Origin of the sequence: Clostridium sartagoforme, from assembly GCF_004794105.1 — a bacterium.
Taxonomy (GTDB): Bacteria; Bacillota; Clostridia; order Clostridiales; family Clostridiaceae; genus Clostridium; species Clostridium sartagoforme_B.
The window spans coordinates 24,274-39,222 of the sequence record NZ_SRYR01000017.1 but is presented as its reverse complement, the minus strand read 5'-3'; the positions used below and the strand labels follow the sequence as shown (position 1 = coordinate 39,222).

Below are 14,949 nucleotides of genomic sequence, written 5' to 3'. Positions count from 1 at the left end.
TGGTGACTCCTAGGGGAATCGAACCCCTGATACCACCGTGAAAGGGTGGTGTCTTAACCGCTTGACCAAGGAGCCTTATTTATTTCCTCACAGGTTTTCCCCGTGAGCACATTAACTATAATACATAAATTTTAATATAGTGTCAACACTTTTTAATAACTTTTTTTTTATTTTTAAATTATACGAGTTTAATCCCTATAAAACCTTGTAAAATAATCAATTTATACTAAATTAAAAACCTTAATTATTTAGTTAAAGTATATTATAATTTAATATAATTAGTTCAACAGACAAATATTATTTTTATAAGGAGATATATTATGATTCATCATGATTTAATTATAGTTGGTGGTGGCGCATCAGGATTATTTGCTGCAATTAATGCAAAGGATCTTGGACTAGATGTTGCAATAATTGAAAGTAATGATAGAGTAGGTAAAAAAATTCTTACTACTGGGAATGGTAGATGTAATATTTCTAATAATACTATTTCATTTCCTTTTTTTAATTATCATAGTGAAAATTCAGGCTTCTTCACTAAAGCTCTATCTTTCCTTTCTGTAGAAGATACTAAAAATATCTTTCTATCATTAGGTTTACCTATTATAGAATTAAAAAACGGGAAATTATATCCTAAATCTCTTCAAGCATCTTCAGTTGTTGATATCTTAAGATTAGCTTTAGAAGATAGATCTATTCCTTTATACACAGAATGTAAAGTAAAATCTATCCACAAGGATAAAAAATTTAAATTATCCACAAGCAATGAAGATAAAAAGTTATTCACATGTAATAAATTAATTTTAGCTTGTGGAGGAAAATCTGCTGTAAAAACTGGTTCAGATGGTACTGGATATAATCTTGCAAAATCTTTAGGACATTCAATAATAAATACTATACCTGGTATAGTTCAATTAAAATTAAATAGTCCTTATTTAAAATCAATATCTGGAGTTAAGTTTGATGGCTTTGCTACACTTTTAGTAGATGATGAGCCTATAAGAAAAGAATTTGGTGAAATATTATTTACAGACTACGGAATATCAGGTCCACCTATTTTACAACTTTCAGGTCATGCTTCTAAAGCTTTATTAAATAATAAGAAAGTAGAAATTCTTGTAGATATGATGCCTGAAGAAGATCATAAAGAAATAGAAAACTTTATAGAATGTCACTTTGGACTTCTATCTCATAGACCTGTTATAGATTCTTTAATAGGAGTTGTAAATAAAAAGCTTATTCCAACTATTCTTAAGGCTTCAAAAATAACTAACTTACATATGCCTTGCTATGAGTTAACTTGGGAGGATAAGAAAAATTTAATTAATGTATTAAAGTCTTGGAAATTTACTTGCATTGATACTAATGGTTTTAATCAAGCTCAAGTAACTATTGGAGGAATAAATACTAAAGAAGTAAATTCAGATACCCTAGAATCTAAGTTGGTAAAAGACCTATATTTCTCTGGTGAAATATTAGATGTAGATGGTGATTGTGGTGGATTTAACTTACAATGGGCTTGGAGTTCTGGATATTTTGTAGCTAACAATATAGCTAAATCATAATTAATTTATTTTAAATTTTATTTATATAAAAGAATAAATTAAATTCTATATTATTGATATTATTCTGCAATTAAATAGAAGGGCTGTTGCAATACTAAAGTTAAAACCTATTAGCAACAGCCCTTCTTACTTTATTAAATTATACTTCTGTTAAGTTAAATTTTTTTCCAACATCCAATTAACCTTGTTAGTTCTCTACCATCACTAGCTTCAATTTTATGAACAGTAACTAGGGCTCCTCCCTCTTCTTCTCTTATATCTGTAAATACTTTTACCTCTTCTCCATATTTACATTCCTTTTCAAAAGTCACCCTTACCTCATCTAAGACATAATTATTTACTATTTCTTCTGGTAAAGTTTCTATAGACCAATCAATGTATTTTGTATTATTTACATGATTATTTGAGTCTATATCTGTATATCTAACCTTAAATTTATCCTCATATTTAAATTCTTCTAATCTTTCTAGCTTAGGAATTTTGAAGTCTCCCTTTAAATCTCCATCAACTCCATATATTTCGTATTGCTCTTCAGGTATTCTCATCATTCTTCTTTTCTCTATATTAATTAATAGAAAAATAGCATTAGCACTAACAATTACATTTCCATTACTATCTTTTATTTCATAATTTCTTAATGCATAGTACTTTTTAAAACCTGTTGGCTCTGTAGATACATATAATTTCTCGCCATATACTGGACTTCTAAAAATTTTAATATGGTAATTATAAAATACCCAAGTCATATTTTGATCTAAAAGCGAACTCATACCTGATCCCAGTTCTTCTGATTGTTTAGTTCCTATATCAGATAAAATGTTTATAATTGTTGACATATTTGCTCTTAAATTCTTATCAACATCATAATAATGTAACTCATATTCTTTAGTAAAAACCTTCCCCATTTCTATCTCCTCCTATATTATTGACTATTTCCCTGATGTAAAATTAAATATTAATAATGAAAATTTAATAAAAAAACTCCCTTAGGAGTTTTAAAAAGCAATTTATTTTAGTAATTCTGAAAAAATTATATTAATAAATATTTATTTTTAATGGGGCTGCTTTTTCAGCAGCCCCATCATCTCAAGTTAAATACTAAACTCTTACTTTTCATCTTATCTATCTAGTTTATAGGATCAATAAATCCATCATTTTTATTATTGTTATCATCAACTTTATCATTATTTTCTGTAGCTGTACTATCTACTTCTTCAATTTTGTTATTACTATCTCCATTACTAATTAAGTTATCATTATTACTATTTAATCCATTGTAATCATTATTAACACTACTATATCCATTTGAATTATTATAATTATTATTCATACCATTGTAGTTATTTGGTTCATAATAATTATTGTTATTATAGCCCTTAAAGTCTCCAAAATTATTATTACCTTCAAAATGCTTAGTTCTATCTAAAACATAGATAGTTGTGTATGCAAATAAATAAATCTGTATAAGAAATTGACCGATTATCATAATAAAAAATCCTAAGAAAGGTATAGCTGATAATAATCCAAGTAATATTCCCACACCTATAGTAATACCTGCAATAGCAGAAATATAGCCAACTGTAGACCAGAAGTATCCCTTTCTAAATAATAAAAATGTTTCCCTAATAGCATCAGTAATACTTATATCATTTACTATAAGCATTGAGTTAAATACTGACGTTAAGGGAGTAACTATAACACCTATTGCAATCATTACAGGTATAAAAAGTATAAATCCTATTCCTAATGTTAATGCTGATATTAAAAGTCCTAGAAGAACAAATATTAATATAGAAAATGTTAATATTAAATAAACTAGGACATTAAGACCTACAACTTTCCATTTTCTTTGCCATACATAACTATTGGCTGATTTAAAACTTACCTCATTTCCCTTATTAGCATCATCAATAATTTTAATAATTATAGCATTGGCATAAGCTAATATTAATGAAGATATAATTGCTAATATAAAGACTAAAAATACACTACCGAACCCCATCATTCCAAAAATATCATCTATATCTAAGTATGAAGACATAAATGCAAGTCTTAGAAAGCTAGTTAAAAATACGCCGAAAATAATAGCAAATAATACTACTATAGTAGGTACCATATATATCCCTACTACTTTTAATATATTTACTATATTATTTCCTAAAACATTAAAGGACCTAGATAGTATTTCTGAAACTGATAACTTATTATAATTTCTCACTTCCACTTTATCACCCCTTATTTTATTTCTATACTATATATATTAATATTATCATAAAAATTTACTTTTTTATAAAAATTTATATTAAAAATCTCTATTTTTATATAATTGCCCTAATATTAATCTATATTTATATCTTTTAAAAAAAAATAAACCCTTACTAAAATTGAGTAACCATCAATCTTTTATAGCTTATCTTAATTATTTTCATCTATGTTTTAACTATTTTTGAAATATTAAATAAAAAAAACTGTCTTAAATTTAAAATAATAAATTTAAGACAGTTTAATATATGTTATAGTTCTTTTGTAACTCTAATAGTTTGATCTCTTCTTGGACCAACACCTACTATAGAAATTTTAGTTCCTGTTAATTCTTCAATTCTTTCTAAGTATTTCTTAGCATTTAAAGGTAATTCATCATAACTTCTAGCTTCAGCTACTTCTTCTCCCCAACCTTCAAATTCTTCATATATTGGTTCACATTTTGCTAAATCCTTTAAGCTTGCTGGGAAATAGTCTATAACTTTATTATCATATTTATATCCTACACAAATTTTCAGCTTATCAAGACCTGCTAAAGTATCTATTTTAGTAACACATAATGATGTTAATCCTGAAACTCTTACTGTTGTTTTTAAAATAACAGCATCAAGCCATCCACATCTTCTAGATCTACCTGTAGTTACTCCATACTCGTGTCCTTTTTCTCTTATCCATTCACCAATTTCATTATCTAATTCAGTTGGAAATGGTCCTTTGCCAACTCTTGTTGTATAAGCTTTAGCTATCCCAACAGCATTAGTAACCATAGTTGGCCCTATACCTGAACCGCTTGCTACACCACATGCAGTAGTATTTGAAGAAGTTACATATGGATAAGTTCCATAATCTATATCAAGTAACATACCTTGAGCTCCTTCAAATAAAACAGTTTTATCTGCTTTAATTTCATCATAAAGCTTAACTGATGTATCTTGTACGTATGCTCTTAATCTATTAGCTAATTCTAAGTATTCAGTAAGAATTTCATCATAGTTTAATGCTTCTCCATTTAAAACATTAACTATATATTTATTCTTAGCTTCAATATTTTCTTTTAATTTTTCCTTAAAAGTTTCCTCATCTATTAAATCACAAATTCTAATTCCAGATCTCTCAAATTTATCAGTATAACATGGTCCAATTCCCTTACCTGTTGTTCCAATATCATTTTTTCCTCTAGCTTGTTCTTTTAACTTATCTAATACTTTATGGTATGGCATAATAACATGCGCTCTATCACTTACAATAAGTTTTTCTGGTGTAACTTTAACACCTTCACCTTCTAAGTAATCTATTTCTGTAAATAAGGCCTTAGGATCAACAACAACTCCGTTACCTATTATATTTAATTTATTATCATATAATATTCCTGATGGTATCAGGTGGAGTTTGTATTGTTTATCGCCAACTTCAACAGTATGACCTGCATTATTTCCCCCTTGGAATCTAACTATTACTTGTGCTTCTTCTGCAAGATAATCAGTCATTTTCCCTTTTCCTTCATCTCCCCATTGAGCTCCTAAAACAACAAATGCTGACATATATTTGCCTCCTTTATGAAGAACTTCTTTTGAGTCCTTCTTATAAAATAAATTTACTAATACATATTAACAAAGTCAAAATAAACTTTCAATATTTTTGCGAATATTTTTTTGCATTATACAAGTATAGTTCGTATAATTAATATATTAGTATAATTTAGAAGGAGTAGTTCTATGAATATTTATGACGAGTCTTTAAAGTACCATGAAGAATTAAGAGGTAAATTCCAAATTAAGTCTAATTGTAATATATCTAATGAGAAAGATTTGACCTTAGCCTATACCCCTGGAGTTGCTGAGCCGTGCAGAGAAATACATAAAAATCCCGATGCAGCTTATACTTATACAAGAAAGTGGAATACAGTTGCTGTAATTTCTGATGGTACCGCTGTTTTAGGATTAGGTGATATAGGTCCATTAGCTTCATTACCTGTTATGGAAGGTAAGTCTATACTATTTAAAGAATTTGCAGATGTTGATGCTTTTCCATTAGTTTTAAATACTCAAAATGTAGATGAAATAGTTGAAACTATTGTAAGAATATCTCCCTCCTTAGGTGGCATTAATTTAGAAGATATTTCTGCACCTAGATGTTTTGAAATAGAAAATAAACTTAAAGAAAAGTTAGATATTCCTGTTTTTCATGATGACCAACATGGAACTGCTATAGTAGTATTAGCTGGATTAATTAATGCTTTAAAGCTTGTAAATAAAAAAATTGAAAATACTAAAATAGTTATCAATGGTGCTGGTTCCGCTGGAACAGCTATTTGTAAGTTACTAGTTTCCTTTGGATCAAAGAATATACTTATGTGTGATAAGAGCGGAATAATTAATAAGGATATAGATAATTTAAATCCATCTATGAAAGAGCTTTCAGAAATAACTAATAAAGCTAATATTAAGGGTGACTTAAAGTCTGCTTTAGTAAATGCTGATATTTTCATTGGTGTTTCAGCACCTAATTTAGTTACAAAAGAAATGGCTGAAACTATGAATAAAGATGCAATAATATTTGCTATGGCAAATCCAATACCTGAAATTTTCCCTGATGTTGCTAAAGAAGCTGGTGTTAAGATTATTGGAACTGGACGTTCTGACTTCCCTAATCAAGTAAATAATGTCTTAGCTTTTCCTGGAATATTTAGAGGTGCCTTAGATGTAAGAGCTAGAGACATTAACGAAGAAATGAAAATTGCAGCTGCAAATGCTATAGCAAATTCAGTAAATGATACTGATCTAAACTATGACTTTATAATTCCAAAAGCCTTTGATTTAAATGTTCAAAAAGCTGTAGCTAATGCAGTAAAAGAAGCTGCAATAAAAAGTGGGATTTCAAAAATTTACAAATAATAAAAATCAAAAAATTGTACCTTAATATTAATTACTTTAATTTAGATAATCTATAATAAAATTATTTTAAAGTTATAATAAAAACATATAAAAAATCACAGGATACAAAACTTTATAAATTATTTATAAATATCCGCATCCTGTGATTTTTTATATTACATATTTTCTGATTTCTCTGCACACTTTTCTAATGCTTTTATTACACTACTTCTAAATCCACTATTTTCCAATTCTATAACTGCCTCTATTGTAGTTCCACCTGGTGAACAAACCATATCCTTTAATTCTCCAGGATGTTTTCCTGTTTCTAATGCAAGTTTAGCCGACCCTAAAATAGATTGTTCCGCCATTTTATAAGCCTTATTCCTTGGTATTCCTAGCTTTACAGCTGCATCTGCCATAGCTTCAATAAACATAAAAACATAAGCTGGAGATGAGCCACAAAGAGCTATGAAACCATGAAAATACTTTTCTTCTAATATTTCATATTTACCAAACATATTAAAAATACTGAAAATATCTTCTCTCTCTTTATCATTTAAATTTTTATTAAAACAAACTGCTGACATTGCCTCTCCAACTAAAGCTGGTGTATTTGGCATAGTTCTTACTATCTTTTTATCTGTTCCTAATATATCTTCTATATCTTTTACAGTTACACCTGCTGCGATAGAAACTACTAATGTATCCTTATTTATACTGTCCTTTATTTCATTTAATACATCTTTAAACATATTTGGTTTTACTGCTAAAAATAATATATCTGAAAATGCTGTAACTTCATTATTATCTAATGATGCCTTAACTTTAAACTCATCTTCTATCTTTAATTTTGACTCTTTACTTCTTGTAGATACAAATATATTATCTAGTGCTATTTTACCTGAATTTATAATCCCTCCAAGAATAGCTTTTCCCATATTTCCACAGCCTATAAATCCGATCTTTTTATCCATTACTATCACTTCCTTATTAAGATTTTTTATAAATATTTTTCTTATTTTTTTATAATTTAAGTTTTTCCCCACTTTACTCATAGGATATCTTAAGTTTTAAATTGCACACTAATTAATAAGGAGGGATATATAATGAAAGAAAATTTATTAGACTTAAATAAACTTAATAAAAATAAAAATCCAATAATTAATATTGTTGATAAAGATAAATTTTATGATATTTATATTTTTCTTCAAGACCTTACTAAAGAAGAAATATTAATAAAGTACGTAAATAACTTCTTAGTTTTAAACCTCTCCTTAAAAAGTAAAGAAAACTTACTATATAAATTTAAAAGAATTTTTTATTTAAAAAATGTAGATATAGACAGGGTTCAAAATTCTGTACATGCTAATCTAGTCTACATTAAAATTCCTAAAGGGAGTTAGACTCTAACTTCAATATAGGAATATAAATTATAATGTAGAATGTATAATGAATAATATCTAATTAAGGAAAAAACCCCCTTAGGAGTTTTAAAATTTAATTTATTTTAGTAATTCCGTAGGAATTACATCCACAATTTTTTATTTTTAATTCTTCATTATTAATTAAGAAATAGGCTGTCTTTAAGACAGCTCATTTCTTACTCATATACAAGTTCTAAATTAGCAAACTTACTGTGTGCTCCTATCCAAGCCATCTTAACTGTTCCAACAGGGCCATTTCTTTGTTTTGCTATAATACACTCACCTATATTTTTTTCTTCTGTTTCCTTATTATAATATTCATCTCTATACAAGAACATAACAACGTCAGCATCCTGCTCTATAGATCCAGATTCTCTTAAGTCAGATAACATTGGTCTATGGTCAGCTCTTTGCTCAGGCGCACGAGAAAGCTGAGATAAAGCTATAACAGGGCATTCCATTTCCTTGGCAAGTGCTTTAATAGATCTAGATATTTCAGATACTTCTTGTTGTCTACTTTCACTTCCTGCACTACCACTCATAAGTTGAAGGTAGTCAATAAGAATCATATCTATACCATGCTCCATTTTTATCTTTCTACACTTTGATCTCATTTCCATTACACTTAATCCAGCAGTATCATCTATGTAAATTTTTGCTTTAGAAAGTGGTCCTGTAGCTCTTGCAATTCTCTCCCAGTCATCATCATCTAGATTACCAGTTCTAAGCTTAAGCATATCTACATTAGCTTCAGAGCAAAGCAATTTATATGCTAATTGCTCCTTAGACATTTCCAGAGAAAATATAACTACACTCTTTCCTTCTCTAAGTGCTGCATTTTCTGCAATATTTAGAGAAAATGTTGTTTTACCCATAGATGGTCTTGCAGCTATAAGTACCATATCCCCTTTTTGGAACCCTGATGTTTTAGCATCTAAGTCTCTTATACCTGATCCAACACCAGTTATAGATCCCTTATTATTGAATAGCCTTTCTATCTCTAAAAATCCTCTTTCTAGTACATTGGCTAATGATTCATATTCATTAGATCCTTGTTTTTCTGCTAAATCAAAGATTTTCTTTTGAGCTATATCTATAACATCTTCAACTTTATCTTGCTTATTATAACTTTCTTCTATAATTTGTGTTGCTGATTTAATAAGCTTTCTTAAAGTAGATTTATCTTCTACTATTTTTATATACGCTTCTAAGTTAGCAGTAGTTATAACTGATGAGCTTACTTCTGATATATAAGTAACTCCACCTGCTTTATCTAGGTTATCCGTTGATTTTAAATATTCTAATAAGGTTACAAGGTCAACAGCCATATCCTTAGAGAACATCTCTCTAATAGCCTTAAAAATGACTTTATGACCATCTCTATAGAAATCTTCATCTTTTAGCTTTTCTAGAGCTTTAGAAATAGCACTTTTATCTATTATCATAGCCCCAATTACTGACTGCTCAGCTTCTAAACTTTGAGGCAAACTTCTCATTATTGGTGCATCCATATGTAACCTCCTCATTATTAATACAACTATTATATCAAATATATATATTATATTAAATATATATATTTACTACTATAGTCAACAAGCTTTATATTTAATATTCTTATTTAAATTTTTTATAATTTTCCTTTTTAACTCTTAACAAAAAATTTAGCTTATACAATGATACGAAATAAAGCTGATAAAAATTATATTATTAAATCTAATTTTAATAAGATAGACTTAAATACTCTAATTATCAGCTTTTATTTAACTATATTATTTTTCAAATACTATATCCATTAATTCTTCAATAGTACTAATAGCCTTAACTTCTACATCTTGAAGATTTAAAGGAATTTCTTTTTCATTTGCCTTAGGTACTAAAACAAGTTTTATACCTTTTCTTCTAGCACCATATATCTTTTCAAATATTCCTCCAACAGGTTTAATGCCTCCTCTTAAGGATATTTCTCCTGTTATCGCAACATCTTGTCTGATAGGTCTTTCTAATAATGCACTTATTATTGATATTGTAATAGCTGCTCCAGCTGATGGACCATCTATTCTTCCTCCTCCAACAATATTTACATGTATATCATAATCCTTAATATCTTTATCTGTCATTCTTCTTATTACAGATGCTGCATTAAATACGGAATCCTTAGCCATAGAACCAGCTGTATCATTAAACTTAACTATTCCCATGCCTGGCTTTTTAGATTCAAATACTACTGTTTCTATTTCTAATGTAGAACCCATAAATCCACTTACACCTAATCCATAAGTATGACCTACTTCAAACTTGTTAGTTTCTTCAATTATTTCATATGGTACATATCTTCCTATAGATATAACTTCTTCTACATCACTAATAGTAATTTTAGTATTTAAATCATCCTTTGAATTATATAAGGCATATCCATATGCATCAGCTAGAATATTTACTGCCTTTCTTCCTTCAAAAGTATATCTACTTACAAGCTCTGCAACACCATCTTCTATTTCAACTTTAAGCTTTTTAGCTGCATTTTCTATTATTCCTATAATATCTTGTGATGAAAGTGGCTCAAAATATACTTCTGTGCATCTTGATCTAAGAGCAGGATTAATCTTTCCTGGATCTCTTGTAGTTGCTCCTATTAAAACAAAATCTGCAGGAGCTCCTTTTTCAAAAAGATACTTTATATATTTAGGAGTATTTTCATCATCTGGATCATAATATGATGATGAGTATTCTACTCTCTTATCTTCTAAAACCTTTAATAGCTTATTTTGAAGTATTTCATCTAATTCTCCGATTTCATCTATAAATAGCACTCCACCATGAGCTTCTGTAACTAGACCAGTCTTAGGTTCAGGAACACCTATTTCTGCTAAGTCCTTCTTACTACCTTGATAGATTGGATCATGAACTGATCCTAGAAGTGGGTTTGTTATTTCTCTCGGATCCCATCTCAATGTAGTACCATCAACCTCAACAAACTTAGAATCATCATCAAATGGTGTAAATCTTAATTTTCTAGCCTCTTCTAATGCTAATCTAGCAGCTGAAGTCTTACCAACCCCAGGTGGTCCATATAAAATTATATGTTGAGGATATGGTGAAGACATCTTTGATATTAATGACTTAATAGCTCTTTCTTGGCCTACTATCTCCTCAAAATTTTCTGGTCTTAAAAGACTCATAACATTTTTATTTATATTTTTAGCATCTAATGCTTCTAATCTCTCAAGTTTTACTGTTGTTTTAGTGCTTTCTGGGCCTTTTTGCTTCTTTATTATTGATAGCTTTATGTCATCCATAAACTTATCTTGTCTTTCTTGAAGGGCCTTTTCCACTTGAGTTTCTACTTTATTTTGAACATATTTTCTAGCAATATTTTCTGATATATAATAAATTGTATCTTCTAGTACATCCCTTATTTCTTCTTCCTTAGGTACTGCCTTTAGTCCCTTACCATCTGATGCAATTACATTTAATGCATATAATCTTTCGCATATGTTAATAGAGTTTATATACTTTTGTAGTTTAAATCTTACTATCCTAGCTCTAACGGCACCTTCATCTAATACATTATTTAATATCTGATTTATTACATTTGCTTGTGCGTCTAAAGATAGATCACTATCTAATAAACTCTCTATATTTGTTTCATCGTAAGCCTTCAAACTTAGTCCTCCTTATGATTGCTCTACAATGGTTACCTTCATCTTAGTAGATACTTCTGGATATATTTTAATTTCTATATCATAACTACCTGCAACCTTAATTGTATCCATAACAATTTTCTTTTTATCTATTGATAACTTATATTCTTTATTAATTAATTCCGCTACATCTTTACTAGTTATAGCTCCAAACAATCTTCCATTATTACCTTTAGCTTCTATCTTAACTTCTTTTCCTTTTAATTCAGAAGCTAATTTTTGAGCTGCTTCTATTTCAGCTAGCTTTTTCTTTCTTTCATTTTCCTTTTTAGCATTTAATATATGCATATTTGAACTATTTGCTTCTTCAGCTAATTTCCTAGGAAATAAAAAATTTCTTGCATATCCATCTGATGCCTCTATAACATCACCTTTTTTACCTAATTTTTTAACATCTTGTAATAATATTACCTTCATGTTATTCACCAACCTTTAAATGTTTTTCTATTGATTCTTTTAATTTTATTTTTGCTTCTTCTATAGTAGTATTACTTAATTGGACTCCAGCCATATTCATATGGCCTCCTCCACCTAATTCCTCAAGAATTACTTGAACATTTATTTCTCCAATGGATCTTCCACTAATTACGGTATCTCCATTTATGTTTATTAAAACAAAACATACATTTATACCTGAAATATTTAATAATTCATCAGCTGCCCTAGCTGCCATAAATGATTTTTTTAACCCTTCAGGTGCTACAGCTATTGCAAGGTTATTATTAACCTCAGCTGTTTTTATTGTATCTGCTATTATTAAAAAGTCCTCTAAGTTATCCATAAACATTTTCTTTACTTCGATTGTATCTGCTCCTGATGCTCTTAAAAATGATGCTGCATCAAAAGTTCTAACACCGGCCTTAAAAGAAAATCCTTTTGTATCCATAAATATACCAGCTAATAATCCTTCAGCTTCAAGCCTTGTTAAGTTAGGTCTTTGAACCATGTATTGAATCACTTCTGTTACCATTTCTGATGTAGAAGATGCATATACTTCTATATAACTTAGAATAGCCCCTTCAACTGTATCTGGACTTCTTCTATGATGATCTATTATAATCTTTCTTTGAACCTTATCTACTATACCTCTTTCTAAGATATAACTAGAATTGTGTACATCTACTATAATAAGTAATGTTTTTTCATTTATTTGTTCATAGGCTTCTTCAACAGATATAAATAAATTATCGTATCTTGAATCACTTTTAAGCTTTCCTAAGAAATACTCTATTGCTGATACATCTTTTCCAAGTATAATATTGCATTGCTTCCCTAATTGTTTAACTACTGATGATAATCCTATTGATGATCCAAAGCAATCCATATCAGGATTCTTATGTCCTATTATAAGTACATTACTACTTTCATAAATTAATTCCTTTATGGAATGGGAAACTACTCTAGCTCTAACTCTTGTTCTTTTTTCAATTTCCCTAGTATTCCCTCCAAAGAATTTAATTTTATCATTATTTTTTATAGCAACTTGATCCCCACCTCTACCTAAGGCTAATTCCTTAGCTGTTGTTGCAAAATTATTATTTTCTAAGGGGCAAGTTCCTCCTCTACCTATTCCTATACTTAGAGTTACTTCAAATTTATTTCCTCTATCAATTTCTGATATTTCTTTTAATATTGAAAATTTATTATTTATCTCTTCATCTATATATTTATCTTGAACAGATAAAACATATTTATTAGTATCATACTTAGTTATCATAGCCTTAAGCCTTTGAGCATAAGCATTAATACTCTTTTCTACATCAGCTACAAGCATAGGCCTATCACTCTCTAAAGTATTTTCTAATACTTCTGCTAGATTATCTACTTCAATTAACATAATACTTTCCTTAGTGTTATCTATATTCTTGAAATTACTTATATCATTGAAATACACTATATATAAATTTTCATCTAAATCATATCCTTCTATCCTACTAGCATATACTATATATAATGAATCTACTATCTTTATTTTTTGATGTAAATCTCTATCGCAAGCTAATAGTCTAGATATGTTTAAACCTCTTGCTATACTTACAATATTTAATCCACTAGGATCTTCTTCAGGGATAAATTTTCTAAATTCCTTATTACTCCAAAATATTTCTCCTGATTCCTTTATAATTGATACAGGAAAAATTAAATTGAAAATATTACTATTAATATTTTCATTAATATCTACCTTTATCTGCTCTACTTTTTCATCTATAATTTCTTCTTCTTTTACGCTTGATAAATACTCAGTTATACTAAATAAAAGAAAAATACATAAGAGAATACTGCCAAGTATAGCGCTTTTTAAATAATAAAAGCCAATACAAGCTACCACAAATAGAACTGGTGTAATTATAGGCCTAATAATTTTAAGTCTCTTTTCTAAAAATTCCTTCCATTCCATAAGACTAATGGCGCTCCTTTAAATGTGATTGAAGTTTACTTAAACTCCTTCCATCGTTTTCATACTCATGACCTTCTGCTATTCCTACTTGAAGTTTATTCTTCATGTCATCATCTACATCTTTACATGAATATCCTAATTTTTGAGCTAATACATATAAAATAATTACAGCTCCTGATATGCAATTTAGTATCGCATCTTGTGCCACATTACTTCCTTTAGTTAGCAAATGATAAAATTCACCTATTATACATAGTAAATTTGCCTTAAGCTTTTCTATCATCTTAATATTAGCCATTATATTTAAATCATCTCTTTTCACCATACTCACCCCTATATTATTACCCTTGTATATATATTTTAATTATATTTATGATTTAATGCAACAGCTTATAAATAATATTACATATTTTGTAAATATATTATTATGTATTAGTATAACAAAAAACCCCTGATAAAACAGGGGTTAATCATATTACTCAGTTGTAAATGGTAATAATGCTATGTTTCTTGATCTCTTAATAGCAGTTGTTAATTCTCTTTGGTGTTTAGCGCAAGTTCCAGAAATTCTTCTTGGTAATATCTTACCTCTTTCTGTAACAAACTTTCTTAGCTTAGTTATATCTTTGTAATCTATAGCTTCAGCTTTTTCCACACAAAAAGCACATACTTTTCTCTTAGATCTTCTCATTTTTCCAGATCTCTTCATGTCTCTCATGCTAA

The 14,949-nt window shown here is 28.6% G+C and carries 13 protein-coding genes and 1 tRNA gene; 3 read left to right on the top strand and 11 right to left on the bottom strand.

The window, feature by feature from the left end; genetic code table 11:
* A tRNA-Glu gene (locus E5347_RS16110) sits at window positions 1–75 on the bottom strand.
* A 245-nt stretch (window positions 76–320) separates the two neighbouring features.
* Here E5347_RS16110 and E5347_RS16105 point away from each other — a divergent pair.
* Window positions 321–1,565 (top strand): NAD(P)/FAD-dependent oxidoreductase, encoded by a 1,245-nt coding sequence (locus tag E5347_RS16105; RefSeq protein WP_136008249.1) that lies wholly within the window; start codon window positions 321–323, stop codon window positions 1,563–1,565.
* Window positions 1,566–1,720: 155 nt separating this feature from the next.
* Here E5347_RS16105 and E5347_RS16100 read toward each other — a convergent pair whose 3' ends face one another.
* The 3 genes from E5347_RS16100 to E5347_RS16090 form a co-directional block, all read right to left on the bottom strand.
* Window positions 1,721–2,470 carry an acyl-[acyl-carrier-protein] thioesterase gene (locus tag E5347_RS16100; RefSeq protein WP_136008248.1) on the bottom strand — a complete coding sequence of 250 codons (750 nt, stop codon included), beginning with the start codon at window positions 2,468–2,470 and terminating at the stop codon, window positions 1,721–1,723.
* Window positions 2,471–2,691: 221 nt separating this feature from the next.
* Complete coding sequence (locus E5347_RS16095; protein WP_207670503.1) at window positions 2,692–3,789, bottom strand: hypothetical protein; 1,098 nt, start codon at window positions 3,787–3,789, stop codon at window positions 2,692–2,694.
* A 289-nt stretch (window positions 3,790–4,078) separates the two neighbouring features.
* Complete coding sequence (locus E5347_RS16090; protein ID WP_136008247.1) at window positions 4,079–5,368, bottom strand: adenylosuccinate synthase; 1,290 nt, start codon at window positions 5,366–5,368, stop codon at window positions 4,079–4,081.
* 174 nt (window positions 5,369–5,542) lie between these two features.
* Here E5347_RS16090 and E5347_RS16085 point away from each other — a divergent pair, with 174 nt between their 5' ends.
* The gene (locus E5347_RS16085) at window positions 5,543–6,721 is read left to right on the top strand and encodes an NAD(P)-dependent malic enzyme (RefSeq protein ID WP_136008246.1); all 1,179 of its coding nucleotides are present in this window, start codon (window positions 5,543–5,545) and stop codon (window positions 6,719–6,721) included.
* Window positions 6,722–6,876: 155 nt separating this feature from the next.
* Here E5347_RS16085 and proC read toward each other — a convergent pair whose 3' ends face one another.
* Window positions 6,877–7,677, bottom strand: a complete 801-nt coding sequence (gene proC / locus E5347_RS16080; protein ID WP_136008245.1) for a pyrroline-5-carboxylate reductase — start codon at window positions 7,675–7,677, stop codon at window positions 6,877–6,879.
* 132 nt (window positions 7,678–7,809) lie between these two features.
* Here proC and E5347_RS16075 point away from each other — a divergent pair, with 132 nt between their 5' ends.
* On the top strand, window positions 7,810–8,106 hold the full coding sequence (locus tag E5347_RS16075) for an Hsp20/alpha crystallin family protein (protein WP_136008244.1): 297 nt from the start codon (window positions 7,810–7,812) through the stop codon (window positions 8,104–8,106).
* 197 nt (window positions 8,107–8,303) lie between these two features.
* Here the strand turns inward: E5347_RS16075 and E5347_RS16070 are convergent, their stop codons facing one another.
* The 6 genes from E5347_RS16070 to rpsR form a co-directional block, all read right to left on the bottom strand.
* On the bottom strand, window positions 8,304–9,638 hold the full coding sequence (locus tag E5347_RS16070) for a replicative DNA helicase (protein WP_136008243.1): 1,335 nt from the start codon (window positions 9,636–9,638) through the stop codon (window positions 8,304–8,306).
* A gap of 258 nt (window positions 9,639–9,896) precedes the next feature.
* Window positions 9,897–11,765, bottom strand: coding sequence for a Lon family ATP-dependent protease (gene lonC / locus E5347_RS16065; protein WP_425350488.1), 1,869 nt, complete (start codon window positions 11,763–11,765; stop codon window positions 9,897–9,899).
* 36 nt (window positions 11,766–11,801) lie between these two features.
* Window positions 11,802–12,245 (bottom strand): 50S ribosomal protein L9, encoded by a 444-nt coding sequence (rplI, locus tag E5347_RS16060; protein WP_136008241.1) that lies wholly within the window; start codon window positions 12,243–12,245, stop codon window positions 11,802–11,804.
* Between the two features lies 1 nt (window position 12,246).
* Window positions 12,247–14,226 (bottom strand): DHH family phosphoesterase, encoded by a 1,980-nt coding sequence (locus tag E5347_RS16055; protein WP_136008240.1) that lies wholly within the window; start codon window positions 14,224–14,226, stop codon window positions 12,247–12,249.
* Window positions 14,227–14,230: 4 nt separating this feature from the next.
* Window positions 14,231–14,548, bottom strand: coding sequence for a MazG-like family protein (locus E5347_RS16050; protein WP_136008251.1), 318 nt, complete (start codon window positions 14,546–14,548; stop codon window positions 14,231–14,233).
* Window positions 14,549–14,701: 153 nt separating this feature from the next.
* Window positions 14,702–14,944: a 30S ribosomal protein S18 gene (gene rpsR, locus E5347_RS16045; protein ID WP_136008239.1), complete on the bottom strand. Its 243-nt coding sequence runs from the start codon at window positions 14,942–14,944 to the stop codon at window positions 14,702–14,704.
* Between the last annotated feature and the right edge of the window lie 5 nt (window positions 14,945–14,949).